The sequence below is a fragment of the Streptococcus sp. CF8_St5-11 genome, assembly GCF_024295625.1.
In the GTDB taxonomy this organism is placed as follows: domain Bacteria; phylum Bacillota; class Bacilli; order Lactobacillales; family Streptococcaceae; genus Streptococcus.
Map to the genome: position 1 here is coordinate 601,615 of NZ_JANCOJ010000001.1, position 21,839 is coordinate 623,453.

Annotated in this window: 17 protein-coding genes and 1 riboswitch; of the genes, 10 read left to right on the forward strand and 7 right to left on the reverse strand. The window is 44.6% G+C overall.

From position 1 onward, the window contains the following. Nucleotides 1-53 precede the first annotated feature (53 nt). Entirely contained in the window at nt 54-902 is an 849-nt protein-coding gene (locus tag NMM13_RS02820; RefSeq protein ID WP_254727487.1) for a mechanosensitive ion channel family protein, read from the reverse strand. A 137-nt stretch (nt 903-1,039) separates the two neighbouring features. On the opposite strand from NMM13_RS02820, the gene sstT reads away from it, so the two are divergent. Further along, nucleotides 1,040-2,257, forward strand: coding sequence for a serine/threonine transporter SstT (sstT, locus tag NMM13_RS02825; RefSeq protein WP_254727490.1), 1,218 nt, complete (start codon nt 1,040-1,042; stop codon nt 2,255-2,257). Nucleotides 2,258-2,310: 53 nt separating this feature from the next. Here the strand turns inward: sstT and NMM13_RS02830 are convergent, their stop codons facing one another. The 5 genes from NMM13_RS02830 to NMM13_RS02850 all read right to left on the reverse strand — a co-directional run bounded on the left by NMM13_RS02830 (nt 2,311) and on the right by NMM13_RS02850 (nt 9,035). Further along, nucleotides 2,311-3,642 (reverse strand): sodium:alanine symporter family protein, encoded by a 1,332-nt coding sequence (locus NMM13_RS02830; protein ID WP_201037322.1) that lies wholly within the window; start codon nt 3,640-3,642, stop codon nt 2,311-2,313. 101 nt (nt 3,643-3,743) lie between these two features. Next, nucleotides 3,744-3,838: riboswitch (glycine riboswitch) on the reverse strand. A 129-nt stretch (nt 3,839-3,967) separates the two neighbouring features. Beyond that, a complete protein-coding gene (locus NMM13_RS02835) occupies nt 3,968-5,386 on the reverse strand; it encodes a C69 family dipeptidase (RefSeq protein WP_254727492.1) in 1,419 nt (472 codons plus the stop codon). A 380-nt stretch (nt 5,387-5,766) separates the two neighbouring features. Continuing rightward, on the reverse strand, nt 5,767-8,106 hold the full coding sequence (locus NMM13_RS02840) for an endonuclease MutS2 (RefSeq protein ID WP_070586850.1): 2,340 nt from the start codon (nt 8,104-8,106) through the stop codon (nt 5,767-5,769). Between the two features lie 73 nt (nt 8,107-8,179). Continuing rightward, nucleotides 8,180-8,734: a CvpA family protein gene (locus NMM13_RS02845; protein WP_003008795.1), complete on the reverse strand. Its 555-nt coding sequence runs from the start codon at nt 8,732-8,734 to the stop codon at nt 8,180-8,182. A gap of 10 nt (nt 8,735-8,744) precedes the next feature. Next, entirely contained in the window at nt 8,745-9,035 is a 291-nt protein-coding gene (locus NMM13_RS02850) for a hypothetical protein (RefSeq protein WP_003005477.1), read from the reverse strand. A gap of 136 nt (nt 9,036-9,171) precedes the next feature. On the opposite strand from NMM13_RS02850, the gene rnhC reads away from it, so the two are divergent. The 3 genes from rnhC to NMM13_RS02865 all read left to right on the forward strand — a co-directional run bounded on the left by rnhC (nt 9,172) and on the right by NMM13_RS02865 (nt 13,225). Further along, complete coding sequence (gene rnhC, locus NMM13_RS02855) at nt 9,172-10,071, forward strand: ribonuclease HIII (RefSeq protein WP_129299446.1); 900 nt, start codon at nt 9,172-9,174, stop codon at nt 10,069-10,071. Nucleotides 10,072-10,074: 3 nt separating this feature from the next. Next, entirely contained in the window at nt 10,075-10,725 is a 651-nt protein-coding gene (lepB, locus tag NMM13_RS02860; RefSeq protein ID WP_070590042.1) for a signal peptidase I, read from the forward strand. Between the two features lie 67 nt (nt 10,726-10,792). Continuing rightward, nucleotides 10,793-13,225, forward strand: coding sequence for an ATP-dependent RecD-like DNA helicase (locus NMM13_RS02865; protein ID WP_254727624.1), 2,433 nt, complete (start codon nt 10,793-10,795; stop codon nt 13,223-13,225). Nucleotides 13,226-13,456: 231 nt separating this feature from the next. Here the strand turns inward: NMM13_RS02865 and dinB are convergent, their stop codons facing one another. Next, a complete protein-coding gene (dinB, locus tag NMM13_RS02870; RefSeq protein ID WP_254727495.1) occupies nt 13,457-14,563 on the reverse strand; it encodes a DNA polymerase IV in 1,107 nt (368 codons plus the stop codon). 261 nt (nt 14,564-14,824) lie between these two features. Between dinB and pflB the strand changes: the two genes are divergently transcribed. The 6 genes from pflB (at nt 14,825) to NMM13_RS02900 (ending at nt 21,748) form a co-directional block, all read left to right on the forward strand. Further along, nucleotides 14,825-17,140 carry a formate C-acetyltransferase gene (gene pflB / locus NMM13_RS02875; RefSeq protein WP_003013174.1) on the forward strand — a complete coding sequence of 772 codons (2,316 nt, stop codon included), beginning with the start codon at nt 14,825-14,827 and terminating at the stop codon, nt 17,138-17,140. Between the two features lie 418 nt (nt 17,141-17,558). After that, nucleotides 17,559-18,317 carry a threonine/serine exporter family protein gene (locus tag NMM13_RS02880; protein ID WP_254727498.1) on the forward strand — a complete coding sequence of 253 codons (759 nt, stop codon included), beginning with the start codon at nt 17,559-17,561 and terminating at the stop codon, nt 18,315-18,317. A gap of 4 nt (nt 18,318-18,321) precedes the next feature. After that, nucleotides 18,322-18,789 (forward strand): threonine/serine exporter family protein, encoded by a 468-nt coding sequence (locus NMM13_RS02885; RefSeq protein ID WP_031575574.1) that lies wholly within the window; start codon nt 18,322-18,324, stop codon nt 18,787-18,789. Between the two features lie 106 nt (nt 18,790-18,895). Beyond that, the gene (locus NMM13_RS02890) at nt 18,896-19,126 is read left to right on the forward strand and encodes a hypothetical protein (RefSeq protein ID WP_070466599.1); all 231 of its coding nucleotides are present in this window, start codon (nt 18,896-18,898) and stop codon (nt 19,124-19,126) included. 187 nt (nt 19,127-19,313) lie between these two features. Then, entirely contained in the window at nt 19,314-20,486 is a 1,173-nt protein-coding gene (locus NMM13_RS02895; protein WP_254727501.1) for a hydroxymethylglutaryl-CoA synthase, read from the forward strand. After that, nucleotides 20,486-21,748, forward strand: coding sequence for a hydroxymethylglutaryl-CoA reductase, degradative (locus tag NMM13_RS02900; RefSeq protein ID WP_254727504.1), 1,263 nt, complete (start codon nt 20,486-20,488; stop codon nt 21,746-21,748). The genes NMM13_RS02895 and NMM13_RS02900 overlap by 1 nt, the downstream gene beginning before the upstream one ends. Nucleotides 21,749-21,839 lie beyond the last annotated feature (91 nt).

The following is a 21,839-nucleotide window of genomic DNA, read 5'->3' on the forward strand; positions in this document are numbered from 1 at the left end:
CAATCCAAAAACAATTGAGAGGCTAGGACTTTTGTCCCAGCCTCTTTTTTGTGTTACATGATCCCGTTCTTTCCTGTCGGTAGGCTAATCCCTGCTTCCATCAAGGCATCATGGTAGAGTTTATAGTAGGTATGATAGACAGTCGTCTGAGTTCCATTTTGTGCAGTCATCGCAATACGGAAAGAATAACGACCATTTTTTTCAATCTGTGGGCCTAAAATCGTAGGACCTGTCAACACTTCTGGGTGTTTGTCTTGTTCAGACTGATTGACCTGAGCAATCACCTGATAGATCTTGTCGAGATCGGTATTTGCATCTAGCGGAATATCGATCAGCACGCGCATATCACCACGTGAGAGATTGCTGACGACGGTGATGTTGCGATTCGGGACAAAGTGGAGAGTCCCATCAAAGTCCCGCACCTGGGTCGTGCGAATCCCGACACTGCTGACGATGCCGGCAATATTAATAGACCCATTCGTGAGACGAACATTGTCTCCCACGTCCAACTGGCGTTCTAAAAGGATAAAGAAACCATTGACCAAATCGGAAAGGAAGCCCTGGGCTCCCATCCCGATCGCCACCCCAGCAATCCCAGCACCAGCCAATAGACTAGAGACTGGAAGACCGAGGAGCGACAAGATCCAGTAGATCAAGATAAAATATAAGCAGTAGTTCAAGAGACTCTCTACTAAACGGAGAATGGTTTTTTTACGGGCTTCATCCTGCACCGTATACTTAAAAGAAGGGGTTAATATCCGCTTGACCAGGCTATGGATGACCTTTTTAGCGATAAAAAATAAGAGAAAGACAAAAATCAGGGAGATGCATTTTGAAATTAGGTCATCAAAAATCTTTGTCCAGTCTATTTTACTGAAATAACGTTGGAAAGCTTGACTCATTTATTCGGGCCTTTCTAACAAAGAATAGTATGATTATATCAAATATTCGGAAATAAGGCTATTTTTTAAAAATTTCATTGCTTTTGCCCCCTAACTATCGTATAATATTCCTTAATTATTTTTTAAGGAGGCCTTACATGATTCATCGACTGATTACCACTTGGAATAAAACCAACCTTATGAAAAGGATCGCAATCGGGATTGTACTTGGTGTCGTTCTAGCACTTGTATTTCCGAAAGCAACTGGGATTGGACTCTTAGGTCAGTTCTTTGTCGGGGGGCTCCGTGCCATCGCACCCCTTCTGGTCTTTGCACTCGTCGCAAATGCTCTCTCCCAACACCAAAAAGGAACAGAGACCAATATGAAAAAGGTCATCGTCCTCTATCTCCTAGGAACCTTTGCAGCTGCCTTCGTCGCTGTTTTGATCAATTACATCTTCCCGATCACCATTACCCTGACTGGAAAGGCCGCTGAAGGATCCTCTCCAAACGGGATTGGCGAAGTGATTAGTAACCTCTTACTCAAGATCGTCGACAACCCGGTCAACGCCTTGCAGCAAGCCAACTACATTGGGATCCTTTCTTGGGCCACTGTCTTTGGGATCGCCATGAGAGAGGCCAGTGAACATAGTAAAGACCTCCTGCAAACCCTAGCAGATATCACTTCAAAAATTGTCGAGTGGATTATCAACCTAGCTCCATTTGGGATCTTGGGCTTAGTCTTCACGACCATCGCTGGCCAAGGACTCAGTGCCCTTAGTAACTACGGGATTCTCTTGGTAGTATTGGTGGGAACGATGGCTTTTGTCGCTCTGGTCATCAATCCATTGATCGTCTTTTTCATGATCCGCAAGAATCCCTATCCCCTTGTTTTTAAATGCCTTCGTGTCAGTGGGGTAACAGCCTTCTTCACCAGAAGTTCTGCAGCCAACATCCCTGTCAACATGCGTCTCTGTGAAGAATTGGGGCTGAATCCAGATACCTATTCTGTCTCCATTCCGCTTGGTTCAACCATTAACATGGCAGGCGCAGCCGTGACGATCAATATTTTGACGCTAGCTGCTGCCAATACTTTGCACATTCAGGTTGACTTTGGAACGGCGCTCATTCTGAGTGTCGTAGCGGCTATCTCTGCTTGTGGAGCATCTGGAGTTGCGGGAGGATCTCTCCTTCTCATCCCTGTTGCTTGTAGCCTCTTTGGCATCACCAACGATTTGGCCATGCAAGTCGTCAGTGTCGGCTTTATCATCGGGGTCATTCAAGACTCTTGTGAAACAGCCCTCAACTCTTCGACAGATGTGCTCTTCACTGCCATCGCAGAAATGAGCAGCTGGCCAAAAGAAAAACGCTATTAAAAGATCCTATCTCAAATAGACAAGAAAACCCAGACCTCGCGATCTGGGTTTTCTTATTTCTTAAAGTAGCGTTTACTTTCTTTGATAATGACTGGGGAGAGGGCTAAGAGCGCAATCAAGTTGGGCAGAGCCATAAGCCCATTGACGATATCCGCAATGACCCAGACCAGGTCTAACTTGAGGAAACCACCAAGTCCAACCATTAAGACAAAGAAAGCCCGGTAGAGGTTGATATGTTTGACACCAAATAGGAATTCGAAACACCGTTCTCCATAATAAGACCATCCAAGAATGGTCGTTGTCGCAAACAGCACCAAGCACAGCGTTAAGATAATACCTCCAACTGGGCCAAAGACACCTGTAAACGTATCCTGAGTCAAGGTGCTCGTGCTGCCCTTGGCCATCCACTCAGCTGAAACCAAGAGCGAAAGTCCTGTCAAACTACAGATGATAATGGTATCAATAAAGGTTCCTGTCATCGAGATCAAGCCCTGCTCGACAGGTTCATTGGTCTTCGCAGCAGCTGCTGCAATGGGAGCCGATCCAAGACCCGATTCATTGGAGAAGACACCACGCGCCACCCCTTTTTGGATGGCCATTTTGACCGTTGCTCCTGCAAAACCTCCTATGGTTGCAGTCCCTGTGAAGGCACCTGAAAAGACCGATTTTAAGGCTGGAAGCAATTGGTCCAGATGCAAGGCAATGATCGTGACAGTCGCAAAGATATAGGCAGCAGCCATAAAAGGAACCACTTTTTCAGAAACTTTCGAAATCCAGTGAATCCCACCAAAGATGATGGTAGAAACCACCAGAGCAATCACTACACTAGCCACTTCTGGAGCTGTTCCAAAACTGGCTTGGAGAGATCCCGTAATGGAATTAACCTGGGTCATGGTTCCGATCCCAAAGAGAGCCACCAGAACACCTGCAACCGCAAAGAAAATAGCCAGTGGTCGCCACTTCTCTCCCATCCCGTTAAGAATGTAGTACATGGGACCACCCGAGATGTGCCCATTGTCATCTTTGGTCCGATAACGAATAGCTAAGAGCCCTTCTGCATACTTAGTCGCCATTCCAAAGAAGGCTGCCATCCACATCCAAAAGAGGGCACCTGGGCCACCTGTCTGAATCGCTGTAGCCACCCCTACGATATTCCCTGTCCCTACAGTTGCCGCTAGGGCTGTCGCAAGGGCTCCGAAACTCGAGATATCCCCATGCCCCTCATCTTCTGTAAAGATCAGGCGGAAGGCTTTTGGAAGATAGCGTATCTGAAGCAAGCCCAAACGAAGGGTCAGGTAGATCCCTGTCCCTACCAAGAGCACCAAAAGTGGGGCGCCCCATACTAAATTATCGAGTTGCTGAAAAAATTGCAATACATGATCCATTCTCTGTCTCCTTTTTATCGACCGCTCGACAGAAATGAGAAAAAGAAAGAGTACATGTCAAACATGTACTCTGGTCCTGCTTAAAATAGGGGACTTTCCCTATTTTTCGCTCTGTCCTTTTACCTGAGAGTTTGAGTAGATGCATCCTCTACCTTGCCCCTTCGGTGCCATTTCTGGTCTCTCCAGAGTTCCGTCCATTCACAGTCACTCACGCTCCTGCAAACTTCATTCGGTCGTATGTAATTTTCTCTATTTTAATCGATTTTCAATGCTTTGTCAACGATTCATGAAAATATCTTGCAAGGTTTCTGCAAATGTACGGTTTTTAATCACTCAAAGAGAAGTGATTGGTCATGAGGTTGCTAGCATCGAGCAAAATCTTGTCCAAGAGTTGATCCGTCGCTTCTTGAATCTGATCACTCATGGCTTGGTTTTCAGCCTCAAAATCGACGGTTTCACCTGCTGCAAGGGCACGATCAACTTTATTGATACGTGCATGTCCCCAGGCCATTGTCGATTCTTGGTAATCATCTAGATCCCCAACATGGTGGGCATAGTGAGGATCTGCTAGTCCTGCAATAATCCGGTTAGCCCAGTAGAAGGAATCCGTTGTCACCTTAGCCGTAGTATTGGCAAAGTAATCTGGCGTTGTATCCACTTGGGTAAAGAAAGGAACGGCTGTATTGTAAGGCATCGAACCATAAGAAATCCATTGGATGCCTGTCGTTTCTTGTGGTTTATTGGGACGCAATTGCAGAATCGCTGTCTGGCTGGTCCGGTTGATCCCAATCGTTCGGAAAGTCCTCTGACTCACGTGATCTCCTTCCGGTCCATAAGGATCGTAGATGGTATCTTGGTAGTGATTGCTCAAGACATATTTCACATCCTCAATCGTCACCTTGCGATAGGGTTTTTGACACCAAGGAATCTCAAAGCTCCGTGGATCCTGCTCAATTTCAGGATTAAGGAAACGCTGGATGGCCCAAGCCCGCGGTGTATTGTAGTGACGGTCCTTGTCTTTTTGGCTACCAAAGGCATAGCGTGGATTAAAACCTTTTCCTTCTTGATCCAGAATCAAATGGTGCTCTGTGACAAAATTTTCAAGATCTGGGTCACAGAGAAACTCGCCTGGATTTCCAAATTCAAAATAATCACTTCCCAGTTGGTTCGGGTTGGTCACATAGGCATCATCTGGAACACGGCGCGCCATCCAGTGGTGACCTCCGATGGTTTCCAACCACCAGATTTCATTCACATCTGAAATCGCAATCCCGTTAGATTCATAGGTTCCGTACTCTTCTAAAATCTTTCCGAGACGCAAAACCCCTTCGCGGGCAGTCTTGACATAAGGCAAGACCAAGGTCAGCATGTCTTCCTCACCGATGCCACTCTCTACAAGAGGATCGGCCCCTAGCACACGGCTATTGGTCGTAATGGTCTCTGTCTCACTCATGGCGACATTATAGATATTGATCCCAGCTTCTCCCCAGATCCCGTCTTTAGGAATGGCATCTGGAACCGCCGTATAGCGAACTGGATTATCTGGCAAGTCGATTTCAAAAGATGATAAAATAGACTTGTAATGACGCGGTTGATCTTCTGGTTTGACCACGATCAATTTCTTGGGCGTAAAAACGCCATTTTGAGAATCCTCTGTTCGTGCTACAATGGTCGAACCATCATAGCTAGCATTTTTTCCGACTAGAATCGTTGTACACGAATCTGCACTTTTACGTTTACGCATGCGTATCCTCCCAAATCATTCATTGCCTCTATTATAGCACTTTTAAAAGGGAGGACCTACTGAAAATCAGATTTAAAAGTGAATCCTTTTCAACAACTTTCAAATATTTTCATTTTATAAAATTTTAAAAAACCTAGCTGTTTATCAGCTAGGTTCAGATTGAAGAAAAAGTTATCTTAGAAACTTTCCTTAGGTGAGTACGGACGTCAGCGAACTTCGAAGAAGTTCCATGACTAATTATTGAGCCTAAGGTCTCAATAATTCCGAGTGCCTGAAACTGTATTGTTTCAGGCACTTTTCTCACGGCGGAAAGTTTCGGTATTTTCCTAATTCATTCTAAAAATGAGACAGATTTATATTTCTTTGCAGAATTACTTAACTTACCCTTTAAACGTGACAATGGTTGCGCCACTTCCACCCGCATTTTGGGGGGCATATTCAAAACTTTTGACATGTTTGTTGCGACGGAGGTACTTGGTCACCCCTTCACGGATAACTCCCGTCCCGATCCCGTGGATGATATCGACTTGGGCCATGTTGTTGAGCAGGGCCTGATCGATAAAGCCATCTAGCTCTTGCATGGCCTCTTCATAGCGTTTCCCACGGAGGTCCAGACGCGCTCTCGGCCCACTCGTGTTCGAACGTTTGACGACATTCACCTGACGTTTCTTAGGTTGAGCCGCTTCTTTTTCAGCCTTGATGAGGTTGAATTCTTTTTCTTCCAAGGTCATCTTGATCAAGCCGACTTGCGCCTCCCAGCGACCATCTTTGAGTTGCTTGACTAGGGTTCCGCGTTGCCCATAGCTGATAACCAAGATTTCATCACCTACCTTAGGAGCACGCGCCTTTTTGGCTTTTTTCAAGACTTTATTTTTAGAAAGGTCGACGGTTTCAGGAGCGAGTTTTTTCAACTGAGCCTTGGCCTCAATGATCTCATGTGGTTTCAACTGGGATTTGGCGTGAAGCCCTTGAAGGATACGGTCACTCTCTGAGAGGGCCATGTCCACAATTTCCTTGGCCTCTTCTCTTGCCTTATTGAGCTCTGTTTCTCTCTCTCTGGTCAATTCGTTATAGAGCTTTCGAAGAGCGCGATTGAATTTGAGATTTTCTTGCTCGACCTCTTGAATGGTATCCAAGCGCTTGCGACTTTCTAAGGTCTGCGCCTCCAATTTTTCAATAATTTGATTGACATCATTATCCGTATTGGTCATCTTCATGGCATCCTGGATAATAGTCTCAGACAAGCCCAAACGGCGGGCAATTTCAAAGGCATTGGAGCGACCAGGAACTCCTTGCATGAAGCGATAGGTCGGACGCAGACTCGCTGTGTCAAATTCCATACTGGCATTTTGCACTCCTGCAGTCTCAATTCCGTAGGCCTTGAGCTCTGGATAGTGGGTTGTCGCCATGGTCTTAATCCCGCGTAAACGCAGGTCTTCTAGGATAGCAATAGCAAGGCCAGCCCCCTCTTGAGGATCGGTTCCAGCTCCTAACTCATCCAGAAGGATCAAGGAGGCGGTATCCACTTGATTCAAGATAGATACGATATTGGTCATATGACTGGAGAAGGTCGACAAGCTCTGCTCGATCGATTGTTCATCTCCAATATCTGCAAAGACCTGTGAGAAGATGCCCACACGACTACCTGGATCCGCTAGGATGGGAAGACCAGACTGGGCCATAATTTGCGCTAGTCCCAGCGTTTTTAGCATGATGGTTTTCCCCCCTGTATTGGGACCGGTAATCACGATTTCTGTCAAGTCTTCGGTAAAATGCAGGTCATTCGCGACGGCATTTTCAATCAAGGGATGACGTAGTTGCAAGAGCTGAATAGAGCGATTGTTACTAACCTCTGGTACCACAGCCTTACAATCGCGCATAAACCGATACTTGGCCTTGATCAAGTCTAAGTGACCGATAATCCAAGCGTTGTTAGCAATCTCTGCTGCGTGAGGGCGCAGGGTGTCAGACAATTCCTCCAGAATTTGAATGATTTCATACCGTTCATCGGCTCGATGGTTGGCAATTTCTTCATTAAGATTGACGACTGCTCGAGGCTCGATATAAACGGTATTCCCGCTGGCAGAAATATCGTGGACCACCCCTGCAATCCGGTTACGATAGGTGTTTTTTACGGGTAGAACATTGCGGCCATTCCGACTAGCAATCACAGCATCCGCCAACATATCGGCCTTGCTTTTTAGCAGGTCTTGGAGAATCTCTCTGACCTGGTGTTCATTTTCCTGGATTCGGCGACGAATTTTGGCCAATTTTTCACTGGCAAAAGACTCGACAAAGCCTCCTTCGTTGATAGCTTGAAGCCCACCTTGTAGGCGAGGAAGATCCACCAAGTTGTCAAAGAGGCGATTGAGCCTTTCCAGACGGACATTTTCCAAGTTGTCGTAGAAATCCTTGAGCTCATGTGTCACCCGAAGGACAGCTTTTAACGCTAGTAATTCATCAATATTGAGGGATGCCTCCATCTCCAAACGCTTGGCCACTGGACGAACATCTTGAATGGTCGACACGGCAAAACGAGGCTCTTCCAAGAGGATCTGCTCCATATCTTCTAGCTCCATAAAGGCCGTTTCGATGCTTTCTTTTTTATCAGTTGGAGTAAGGGCTGCTAGCTCCATCTCCCCTTGTTCTGTCTGTAGATAGGGTTCAAAGAGTTGCTTGACCTTGTCAAACTCCAGAATATCTAAGATTTTTTTGTTCATGTTTCTCCTACAAAAAAAGTGAGCGTCCTTCCTTGAATCGGACTTGTCTCACTCCTTTCTTCATTTTTGCTCCTTAAGCTCCGATAATCGCAGTCACCCACAGGTTGTGGAACAGACTGGAACTGATCGGGGTATGAAGGATGATAAAGCGGATCAATCCACTTGCATTGAGTCTATTTTGGATGGAAGCCATGGGAACCGTTGAGAGGACAGTCAAGCCCATCTGGATGACCAAGAGAGTTATTACGACGGCGATCACACCCGCTCCAATTTGATACTTGCGATCCTCCAGTTTTTCTGGCTGAGGTACCAAGTGCATAAAGATCCCAATCACACGACCAATCAGGTAGACCATCGCAAAAATCAATACATATGCTAAACCTGCATAAAAGATGTCATCTAACTGAAATAGGTAGCGGTTGGCATAAAAATAATTCACCGATTGCTGGGTGGGACTCGAAAAAGGAACCCATAGAGACAACACCTTGGCCAGTCCCTTGTAGCTACCACCTGCAATCAAGAGGGCCACTAAGGTCACTAGAAAATAATAGGACTGGAGGATAATCCCTCTTGCATAGCCAATATAAAAGCTCCATGCCAAAATCAATAAGATTAAGAAAGTTAACATGTATCTCCTCTTATTTGGATGATTTATCCTTTAAGTCGTCTAAAGCCTTGCGACGAAAATCATCTAATTCTTTTTCTTTGTCATCAAACTCAATCTCGCGATTCAGTTGCATGGACAAACTGTTTACTGCCAATAAGATGGCGATGGTTTCATCATCTGCCTCTGGCATTTGTTCCTTAATTGCTTGGTATTTTTCTTTCGCAACACGTTCGACTTCTTCCATAAACAAATTATCATGGTTGGTTGTTAAAGTGAGCGCTTTGTTTCCAAATGTAAATTTATATCTATTTAAGCTCGCCATAAAAATCACCTCACGGTATTATACCAAAAAAGGCTAGCTTTGTCAGTAGCAAAGCCCCTCTTCACAGGGATTTTCCAGTAGATTCTTTCTTTCTTTTTGCTCCCTCTCTCCCTGAATTTGTGGTACAATAGTGGTTATGGAAAGTATGACACTCACTCCAACACAGGAGCAAATCCTTGATTTTGTCCATACCTATCGCCGTTCTCTCTCTCAAAGCAAGAATCCTCATATGGATTATTTCTTTCGACTAGAGGGAGCGACCGTTTCGATCTACAAGTCTGGAAAAGTCTTGCTTCAGGGCAATGACCTTACTCCTTACCTGGCCTTTTTCGGGCAAGATGCTGGGAACCCTAAAGGTTCTACTACTTCATCTGCAGGACAAGATCTAGCCATGATCGGAACCGACGAGGTCGGAAACGGCTCTTATTTTGGTGGACTTACCGTCGTTGCATCCTTTGTCACACCTGACCAGCACGACTGGCTCAAAAAGCTCGGTGTTGGGGATTCAAAGACCTTGGATGATCGAAAAATTCAGCAATTGGCTCCTCTCCTTGAGGAAAACATCCAGCACCAAGCACTCTTATTATCTCCAAAGAAGTACAATGAAGTCATTGCTTCTGGCTACAATGCTGTTTCGGTCAAAGTGGCCCTGCACAACCAGGCTATCTATCTTCTATTAAATAAAGGAGTCCAAGCAGAGCGAATTGTGATCGATGCCTTTACGACGGCTAAAAACTACCAAAAATATGTGAAAGCTGAAAAAAATCAGGTCACCCAAGCCATTGAGTTGGAAGAAAAAGCAGAAGGTAAGTATTTAGCTGTTGCAGTTAGTTCCATCATCGCCCGCAATCTCTTCCTTCAAAATCTGGAAGATCTGGGTAAGGAACTTGGCTTTAATCTCCCTAGTGGAGCAGGGGCAAAGTCAGACCAAGTCGCTGCTAAATTGCTTCAGACCTACGGGATGAAAGCTCTGGATTATTGTGCCAAACTCCATTTTAAAAACACAGAAAAAGCAAAGAAATTACTAGAAAGATAAGTTATGTCAAAAAGAAGTTCAAAACAGTCATCTAGCTCACCAGTGGTGAGATTCCTTAAAGAATGGGGCCTCTTCAGTATTATTGTTGGTCTCATTATCGCCTCTCGCATCTACCTCTGGGCTCCGGTCAAGGTGGACGGCCATTCGATGGATCCAACCCTAGCAGATAGCGAGTATCTCCTTGTGGTCAACCACCTCTCGATTGATCGTTTCGACATTGTCGTTGCTAGTGAAAAAGACGACGACGGCAAAACCAAGGACATCGTCAAGCGGGTCATCGGTCTTCCTGGAGATACCATTCAGTACGACAACGATACCCTCTACATCAATGGAAAAAAGACCAATGAGCCCTATTTGAAAGACTACATCGCTCGTTTCAAAAAAGATAAATTGCAATCAACATACACTGGAAAAGGGTTCGAAGAAAACGGAGAACTCTTCCGCCAATTGGCCAATACAGCCCAAGCTTTTACAGTAGACAAGGATGGCAATCCTAAATTTACCTTGAAGTTGCTCGACGATGAATACCTCCTACTTGGAGATGACCGGATCGTTTCAAAAGATAGCCGTCAAGTCGGAGCTTTCAAGAAAGAACAAATCAAAGGACAAGCCGTCTTTAGACTATGGCCGATCTACCCTTTCAAAACTTATTAGTATAGATTAACAGACTGAGGCTGAGACAAGTATGTCCCAGCCTCGCTTTATAAAAAGGAAAGAAATGATGGAATATTATTTTTCTGGTACTATTGAGCGCATTATTTTTGAAAATCCTAGCAGTTTTTTTCGAATCCTCTTGCTCGACATCAGCGATACAGATGCCGAAGACTTTGATGATTTTGAGATTATTGTGACGGGCACCATGGCAGATATCATGGAAGGCGAAGACTACACCTTCTGGGGGGAGCTGGTCCATCATCCTAAATACGGAGAACAGCTCAAAATCAGTCGCTATGAACGTGCCAAACCCTCTAGCAAGGGCTTGGTGAAATATTTTTCCAGCGATCACTTTAAAGGAATTGGTCTCAAAACAGCCCAAAAAATCGTGGACCTCTATGGGGACGATACCATTGACAAAATTTTGGAGGCTCCTGAAAAATTAGAAGAAATCACAGGTCTCTCCAAGAAAAACCGCCTGGCTTTTGTAGAAAAACTCCGTCAGAATTACGGAACGGAGCGCATTCTCGCCCAACTAGCCAACTATGGCATTCCCAATAAATTGGCCTTTCAGATCCAGGATTTCTACAAGGAAGAAACCCTCCAGATCGTGGAGCAACAGCCCTACCGATTGGTGGAAGATATCCAAGGCATGGGCTTTAAAATCGCGGACCAACTAGCCGAAGAATTGGGGATTGCAAGTGATGCTCCTGAGCGTTTCCGCGCGGGCCTGATCCACAGCCTTTTTAGCTACTCTATCGAGACTGGAAATACCTACATCGAAGCCAAGGACCTCCTGCGCTATACCATTGACCTGTTAGAATCCGCTCGTCCAGTAGAATTGGATCCTTCCACTGTTGCCCAAGAATTAGGACGCCTCATCGAGGAAGACAAGGTCCAAAACGTGGACACCAAGATCTTTGACAACAGTCTTTTCTTTGCGGAGGAAGGGATTCGTAGTCATATCGGTCGATTATTGGAAAAAGGAAAGTCGACTTCATTTGACCCTGAGAAAATCAACCAGGCGATTGAGGAGGTTGAAAAAGATTTAGGGATTCGCTACGATGCGATTCAAAAAGAGGCGATTCACCAAGCTATCCAAAATAAGGTCTTTATCCTCACCGGGGGACCGGGGACAGGAAAGACCACTGTTATCAATGGGATGATCAGTGTCTATGCCCAACTCCACCATCTGGATCTTCGGAAGAAACAAGACCTGCCGATCCTCTTGGCTGCTCCAACGGGACGGGCAGCTAGACGCATGAATGAACTAACAGGACTTCCGAGCGCCACCATCCACCGCCATTTGGGGATGACAGGAGATGATGACACCAGCCACTTAGAGGACTATCTGGACGCAGACTTTATCATTGTGGACGAATTTTCCATGGTCGATACCTGGTTGGCTAATCAATTAGTCAGCAACATCGCAACCGATACCAAACTCTTGATTGTGGGAGATGCCGACCAATTACCATCCGTCAGTCCTGGACAGGTCTTAGCGGATCTCTTGCAGATCCCAAGCATCCCTCAGACCAAGCTCGAACATATTTTCCGTCAGAGTGAAGATTCGACCATTGTCTCACTTGCAGGAGACATTCGCCAGGGCAAGCTTCCTCAAGATTTCACAGAACGAAAAGCCGACCGCTCTTATTTCGAAGCCGGAAGCGAACACATCCCTAAGATGATCGAACAGATCACCTCTGCTGCCCTTCGCAGTCAGATCCCGGCTCGAGATATCCAAGTCTTGGCACCGATGTACAAGGGCCAGGCTGGCATTGACAACATCAATACACTCATGCAAGACCTTCTCAATCCAGCTGTCAAAGATCAGGTCGTCTTTGACACACCAGACTGCCAATACCGCGAGGGGGACAAGGTTATCCATCTGGTCAATGATGCAGAAAGCAATGTCTTTAATGGAGATATTGGCTACATTACCGATCTTCTCCCCGGAAAATATACAGAATCCAAGCAAGATGAATTGACTATCCAATTTGATGGCAATGAAATCGTCTACCCGCGCAATGAATGGTACAAGATTCGCTTAGCCTATGCGATGAGTATTCACAAATCGCAAGGAAGCGAATTTCCTGTGGTGATTTTACCCATTACGAATCAAAGCCACCGGATGTTGCAGCGTAATTTGATCTATACCGCCATCACGCGCTCTAAGAGCAAACTGATCCTCTTAGGAGAATACAGCGCCTTTGATTTCGCTACTAAAAATACAGGTACAGCGCGCAAGACCTATTTGGTTGAACGCTTCAAGAACCTGGACGGAGGCGAAGCAACCACAGACTATTCTTCATCCGTTGCAACGGCTTCTGCTACAGTCGAATCTGCACGAAGCAAGGAAGAAACTGTTGAAACGAAAGCAGAGACGTCTAAGCCTACTGTCTATCGACTGACTGAAGACAATCTCCACACTATCTCCCCCATGATCGGACTGACAGAAGAAGAGATTGCAGCCTTTTTTGACGTCAAACAACCTAATTGATACCCCAAAAATTAAAATAATATATTTTTTAAGACTCATTCAAATACAACTGAAACTTTCCGCCGTGAGAAAAGTGCTAGAAACACTATGGTTTCTAGCACTCGGGAGTTTTGAAACTTTAGGTTCAAAACTAAGTCATGGAACTTCGTAGAAGTTCGCTGACGTCCGTACTCACCTAAGGAAAGTTTCTAAGATGACTTTGTCATCAATCTCAGGCGACTAGTGAACAAACTAGTCGTCTTCTTTTTCTTCCACCAAAGGCAACTCGGTATGATCAACAAAGTTGGTCATGGTGACACCCAAGAGGCGGATTCCTGTATTTATCGATTCGATTTCTTGAAAAATGTGACGCGCTGAACGATTGATGCGCTCAGCATCTCGCGTTGGCTCCGTCAAGGTGATACGCTTAGTCAAGGTGGTAAAGTCTCCATAGCGCACTTTTAAGACCAAGGTCTTTCCTTGCTTACCATGTTTTTCCAGCGATTGGGCTACCTTACTGGACAGATTGGCAATTTCTTCTAAAATATCATCTTCAGCATAGAGGAGCTTGCGGTAGGTCCGCTCTTTTCCGATCGACTTGCGGATACGATGGCTCTTGACAGGGCTATTGTGAATCCCTCGCGCCTTACGAAAGAGGTCATAGCCAAAGCGCCCAAATCGATCAATCAAAGTCATCTCAGGGATGGCTAAAAGATCCGCGCCAGTATAGACCCCCATCTCATGCAGGCGCTCTACTGTCTTCTTTCCTACCCCGTGAAATTTGGCAATGTCCATCTGGCTCAGGAAATCCTCAGCATCCTCCGGCAAGACCACCGTCAGGCCACGGGGTTTTTGATAGTCACTCGCCATCTTTGCCAAAAACTTATTATAAGAGACACCCGCTGAAGCTGTGAGATGCAGCTCTTCCCAGATCGCATGCTGAATCAAGCGAGCAATTTTGACAGCTGATTTGCTCTGGATTTTATTTTCCGTCACATCTAGATAGGCTTCATCAATACTCATAGGCTCGATCAGATCTGTATAGCGCTTGAAAATCTCACGAACCTGCTCGCCCACTTCTCGGTATTTCTCATAATTTCCAGAGATAAAGATCGCTTGGGGACAAAGGTCCAGCGCTTCTTTGGAGCTCATGGCCGAATGAATGCCATACTTCCGTGCTTCATAGTTACAGGTCGAGACCACACCTCTCCCACCTGACTGACGAGGATCCTGGCCAATTACGACAGGCTTCCCCTTTAAACTAGGGTTATCTCTTTCTTCGACGGCAGCAAAAAATGCATCCATATCAATATGAATAATCTTGCGACTCGTATCATTCACCAATGGGAATATCAGCATTTTTCACCCTCCTTTTTTTCTATTATAAGAAGAAAATTTTAGAATTGCAAAAATCGGCCCTTCCTAAAAACATGAAAATTGATGGAAAACCGTATTTGTTTTCAAAAATGTAGTACAGTATCACATAAGAGTTGAAACTGTATTATAAAAGAATCTGTTGTTTTTCGCAATTTGCCTTTGTGTAACCGGTTTCTGTGTGGTATACTACTATTGTAAGTGCAACAGATATAGTTGCTAGAAAGACAATAGAGGAAAATAAAAATGGTTGTTAAAACAGTCGTTGAAGCACAAGATATTTTTGACAAAGCCTGGGAAGGCTTCAAAGGTGAAGATTGGAAAGAAAAAGCAAGCGTTTCTCGCTTCGTTCAAGCTAACTATACACCTTATGATGGAGATGAAAGCTTCCTAGCTGGTCCAACTGAACGTTCTCTTCACATCAAGAAGATTGTTGAAGAAACAAAAGCTCATTACGAAGAAACTCGTTTCCCATACGATAACCGTCCAACATCTATCGCTGATATCGCAGCTGGATATATCGACAAAGAAAACGAAGTCATCTTCGGTATCCAAAATGATGAGTTGTTCAAATTGAACTTCATGCCTCGTGGTGGTATCCGTATGGCGGAAACTACTTTGAAAGAAAATGGATACGAACCAGATCCAGCAGTTCATGAAATCTTCACAAAATACGTTACAACTGTAAACGACGGTATCTTCCGCGCTTACACTTCTAACATCCGTCGTGCTCGTCACGCTCACACTGTAACTGGTCTTCCAGACGCTTACTCTCGTGGACGTATCATCGGGGTTTATGCTCGTTTGGCTCTTTATGGTGCTGACTACTTGATGGCTGAAAAAGCAAACGACTGGAACTCTATTACTGAAATCGATGAAGAATCAATCCGTCTTCGTGAAGAAGTAAACCTTCAATACCAAGCACTTCAAGAAGTTGTTAAATTGGGTGACCTTTATGGTGTAGACGTGCGTCGTCCTGCCTTCGATACAAAAGAAGCGATCCAATGGACAAACATCGCCTTCATGGCTGTCTGCCGTGTGATCAACGGTGCTGCTACTTCTCTTGGACGTGTGCCAATCGTTTTGGATATCTACGCTGAACGTGACTTGGCTCGTGGTACTTACACTGAATCAGAAATCCAAGAATTCGTTGACGATTTCGTTATGAAATTGCGTACTGTTAAATTTGCTCGTACAAAAGCTTACGACCAATTGTACTCAGGTGACCCAACCTTCATCACAACTTCTATGGCTGGTATGGGTAACGACGGTCGTCACCGTGTTACTAAGATGGACTACCGTTTCTTGAACACTTTGGACAACATCGGTAACTCTCCAGAACCAAACTTGACAGTTCTTTGGACTGACAAATTGCCATATAGCTTCCGTCGCTACTGTATGCACATGAGCCACAAACACTCTTCTATCCAATACGAAGGTGTAACAACAATGGCGAAAGACGGATACGGTGAAATGAGCTGTATCTCATGTTGTGTATCTCCACTTGACCCAGAAAACGAAGAACAACGCCACAACATCCAATACTTCGGTGCTCGTGTTAACGTGCTTAAAGCTCTTCTTACTGGTTTGAACGGTGGTTACGACGATGTTCATAAAGACTACAAAGTATTTGATATCGATCCAATCCGTGATGAAGTTCTTGAATTCGAATCTGTTAAAGCAAACTTCGAAAAATCTCTTGACTGGTTGACAGACACTTACGTAGATGCTTTGAACATCATCCACTACATGACTGATAAGTACAACTACGAAGCTGTTCAAATGGCCTTCTTGCCAACTCACCAACGCGCTAACATGGGATTCGGTATCTGTGGATTTGCCAACACTGTTGATACATTGTCAGCAATCAAATACGCTACAGTTAAACCAATCCGTGACGAAGATGGCTACATCTACGATTATGAAACAATTGGTGAATACCCACGTTGGGGTGAAGATGACCCACGTTCTAACGAATTGGCAGAATGGTTGATCGAAGCTTACACTACTCGTCTTCGCAGCCACAAACTTTACAAGAACGCTGAAGCAACTGTTTCACTTCTTACCATCACTTCTAACGTTGCTTACTCTAAACAAACTGGTAACTCACCAGTCCACAAAGGAGTATACCTCAACGAAGATGGTTCTGTGAACTTGTCTAAATTGGAATTCTTCTCACCAGGTGCTAACCCATCTAACAAAGCTAAAGGTGGATGGTTGCAAAACTTGAACTCACTTGCTAGCCTTGACTTTGGTTATGCAGCTGATGGTATCTCACTCACTACTCAAGTTTCACCACGTGCTCTTGGTAAAACTCGTGACGAACAAGTTGATAACTTGGTAACCATCCTTGATGGATACTTCGAAAACGGTGGACAACACGTTAACTTGAACGTTATGGACTTGAACGATGTTTACGAAAAGATCATGTCAGGTGAAGACGTTATCGTTCGTATCTCTGGATACTGTGTAAACACTAAATACCTCACTCCAGAACAAAAAACTGAATTGACACAACGTGTCTTCCACGAAGTTCTTTCAATGGATGATGCCTTGAACTAAGATTCAAATAGGTCTTAAAAACCAGTCGGAAACGGCTGGTTTTTTCATCCCCATCGCAAGAGTATTCTGAATTTTGAAAGAGTTTAAGAGCCTACTACATAGAGTTTGACAGCGCTTTCTCCAAGTGTTATAGTAGAGCTGTAAATAAGATAGAAGGGGTGATCTTATGTTTTTAACATTTATTTTCGCTATTATTTGGCTCTTTATCCTGATTGCACTGATCTTTTTAGCAACCCTTCTCGTCCAGGATAGCACCGTGCAACACCACCACCCGAGTTAACGAATGATAAGCCTAAACAATAGCTATTCTAAACGAATTCAGAAAGGATAAGAAACAAACTAGAATTGTCAAATTTTAGTTCTGTCTCTCGTCCTTTTTTGCTATAATAGAAACAGATTATTTAGTAAGAAGGATATTATGGAAGAGTCAAAACAGATCAACCAAGTGATCGACGTCCTGATGTTAGCTGGAACCCTCCTGATAGAGAGCGGTTCTGAGATTCACCGGGTCGAAGATACCATGATCCGGATCGCCCATTCACAGGGAATCGTCGATTGCAATGTTTTAGCGATGCCAGTCGCTATTTTCTTTTCAATTGAGAACACCAATGTCACGCGCATGAAACGGATCTTGCGAACTAATTACAATATCGAGAAGGTCTGTGACGTCAACCAGATCTCTCGTCAACTAGTCTCTGGAGAGATGGATCTCGAGCACGCTTACCAGGCCCTGAGCGAGTTAAAAAATAAGCGTGTTCCTTATACCAATCTCCAGTTGACCATTGCAGCAACCCTCAGTGCGCCTTTCTTCTCCATCATGTTTGGTGGAAATTTCTATGATGCGATTGGAGCGGGCATTGCAACTGTCTTTGCCTTTGCTTTTTCTCTTGTCGTTGAGAAATACGTTCGCATTCCTTTTGCGACTGCTTTTGCGGCAGCCTTTGTCTTTGGCTTTTTAGCCCATATTTGGACGCGCTATAGTGGTTTTCCTTCCAATACCGATCTCATTATCGCAGGCTGTGTCATGCCCTTCGTTCCTGGGATCGCTATGACCAATGCCGTCCGAGATCTGATGAATTACCACCTCAACTCTGGGATGAGCAAACTCTTTGAGACTCTCCTCATTACTCTTGCCCTTGGTGCCGGTACAACCGTTGCCCTTGTCCTTATGAAATAAAATCATGAACCTAACTGAATTTTTAATCCAAGCGGTGGCTAGTTTGATTGCCATCATCACCTTTTTAATCGTCCTAAATGTGCAACGCTCCATGTTGATTCCTGGAGGAATCTTAGGGATGGGCATCTGGCTACTATACTATATTCTAAAAGGTCCTACCAATGTTATCGTAGCAACCTTTATCGCAGCTATTGTCGGCTCCTGTATCAGTCAGATTTTAAGTATCATTCTCAAGACACCTGTCGTGGTCTTTATGTTGTCCATTCTCGCCCCCTTGGTTCCTGGATATATTTCCTATCGGACCACTTCCTTCTTTGTTAGTGGCCAATATCGACAGGCAGTAACCAGCGTGACCCTGGTGGTTATTCTGGCCTTGGTCATCTCCATCGGGATGGCTAGCGGATCTGTCGTCTTGAAACTCTACCATTCCTACCAACGCTATCAAAAAAGAAAAATGACCAATGCCAACTAGCATTGGTTTTCTAATTTTTATCTATGTAATCGTTTGCTTTATCGCTTAAAAGGAGTACAATGATAGTGAAAAAACAAATCCTTTAAAGTATGTGAGGTGCTGTATGATGATAAACAAGTATATCAAGTATCTTCCTTGGGGGATTTTAGGAGCAATCAACTCCTATCTAGAAGCAACTAACTATGCACGCAATTCATTTGACTTGTTCTTTCTGACCTTGAACTTTCTGATTGTGTACATCGCTATACTCGTCTTCTACGAAAAAGTTCTAAGAGATAAATGCAAAGAACTCTTCATAAGAATCATGAGCAACCCTAAGAAGGATAAGCAAGCATAAGAGTTGAAAAGTCATCTGAGGATGGCTTTTTCTTATAGATTCTTTATTTTTTCTTTGAAACATTGCAAAATCGGTCCCGAGTATGATTTCCTTGCTGATCTAGCTTTTTCAAGGGAGTTTTACCCTTAAATATGGTAAAATAGTAACGAAATATACTAGTAGATATCAAATAAAAAAGAGGTTAAGAATGACAATTGGGATTGATAAGATTGGTTTTGCGACGAGCCCTTATGTCTTGCGTTTAGAAGATTTGGCTGCTGCTCGTGATACTGATCCCGAAAAACTGAGCAAGGGTCTTCTCTTAAAAGAACAAAGTGTTGCACCGATCACAGAAGACATCGTCACATTGGCTGCAACTGCGGCAGACGATATTTTGACAGATGAAGATAAACAAGCGATCGATATGGTGATTCTTGCGACGGAATCTGGGATTGACCAGAGTAAGGCCGCTGCTGTTTTTGTCCATGGCTTACTAGACATCCAGCCTTTCGCTCGCTCTTTTGAGATGAAAGAAGCTTGCTATGCTGCAACTGCTGCTTTGGATTATGCTAAACTCCATGTTGAAAAATTCCCGCATAGTAAGGTCTTGGTCATTGCCAGTGACATTGCTAAATACGGAATTGGGACTCCTGGTGAACCAACACAGGGGGCTGGAGCGGTTGCCATGCTAATCAGCCAAAATCCTCGTATTCTATCTTTTAACGATGATAATGTTGCCCAAACACGCGATGTCATGGATTTTTGGCGTCCAAATTACGCGACAACTCCCTTCGTGAATGGGATTTATTCAACACAACAATATCTAGATTCTCTGAAAACAACCTGGGCGGAATACCAGAAACGGACTGGCCTTGCCTTGACAGACTTTGCGGCTATCTGTTTCCACTTGCCTTATCCGAAATTAGCTCTCAAGGGCTTGAAAAAAATCCTGGATAAGTCAGTGTCAGAAGAGAAAAAAGATCAATTACAATACAACTTTGATCAATCGATTCTATACAGCCAACGCGTGGGAAATATCTACACTGGATCTCTTTTCCTAGGCTTGCTGTCACTACTGGAAAATGACCCCCAACTCAAAGCTGGGGACCGAATCGCCCTCTTTAGCTATGGAAGTGGAGCGGTTTCTGAGATCTTTAGTGCCAATCTCGTTCCTGGTTTTGAGCAACTCTTAGATCACAAACGCATGGAAAAACTGGACCAACGTACGGTTCTTAGTGTTGCTGACTACGAACGACTCTTTTATGAGGAAGTAGATCTAGATCCTAGTGGCAATCAAGTGTTTGAGCCTGCTACGCATCAAACTTTTGCTTTGACAGAGATCAAGGAACACCAACGCACTTACCAGAAAGTAGAAAAATAATGGCACGATTACCAGGTTTTGCAAAACTTTCTCCCACAGAACGCATAGAGGCCTTACTGAAGGAAGGCCTCTTAACTTGGGATGAAGCACAGATCTTAAAAGAACAAAAGGGACTTCCCCTTTCTATTGCAGATCAATTGACAGAAAATGTCTTGTCGACTTTTGACTTGCCTTTTAGCCTCGCTCCTTATTTCCTGATCAATGGTCGTGACTATGTACTTCCCATGGTCACAGAAGAGCCTTCCGTGGTTGCGGCTGCCAGCTTTGCAGCCAAGCTCATTCAACGTTCAGGCGGTTTCACCACCCAGGTGCACCAGCGGCAAATGATCGGTGAGATCGCTCTGACGGATGTTGAAGACATGGAAGTTGCTAGCAAGCGTATCCTAGAAGACAAGAAAACCCTTCTTCAGCTCGCTAATGAAGCCTATCCTTCGATCGTCAAGCGTGGAGGTGGAGCAAGGGATCTTTGGGTCGAAAACAAGGGGGACTTTCTTATTGTCTACTTGGCTGTCGATCCCAAAGAAGCCATGGGGGCCAATATGCTCAATACCATGTTAGAAGCTCTGACCGATCGTATCCATGAACTCTCTGGTGGTCAGGCCTTGATGGCAATTTTATCCAACTTGGCTACTCGCTCTTTAGTGAGTGCACGGTGTGCCATCGATTTTAAAGCACTGAGTCGAAATCCTGATGAAGCCATTGAGATTGCCCACCGGATGGAGCTAGCTAGCCAACTGGCTCAAGTGGATCCTTACCGTGCGGCTACTCATAACAAGGGAATTTTTAACGGGATTGATGCCCTGGTCCTTGCGACAGGTAATGACTGGCGGGCCATCGAAGCAGGAGCCCATGCCTATGCTGCACAAAGTGGTTCTTACAAGGGCTTGAGTCACTGGACAAGTCAGCCGAAAGAGAAAAAACTCTATGGAGAGATCACCTTGCCAATGCCAGTTGCGACAAAAGGAGGCTCGATTGGCCTCAACCCAACGGTTCAAGTCAGCCACCGTTTGCTTGGAGAGCCTTCTGCTATTGAATTAGCAGGTATCATTGCGTCGCTCGGTTTGGCGCAGAATTTAGCGGCCCTCAAAGCCCTTGTCACCACAGGGATTCAAGCAGGACATATGAAACTTCAAGCACGCTCCCTAGCCCTTCTAGCAGGAGCTAAGGAAGAGGAAGTTCCCCGATTGGTCAGCCAACTCCTTGAAAACAAACCCTTTAACTTAGAGAAGGCACAAACACTCTTACAAGAATTGAGAAAATAAAGAACTAAGACAAACTAATTCTTTAGTAAATTAAGTCAAGTGATCCTGCAAAGAAATAAAAATGAGTTCTAATTTTTTAAATGAATCGAGA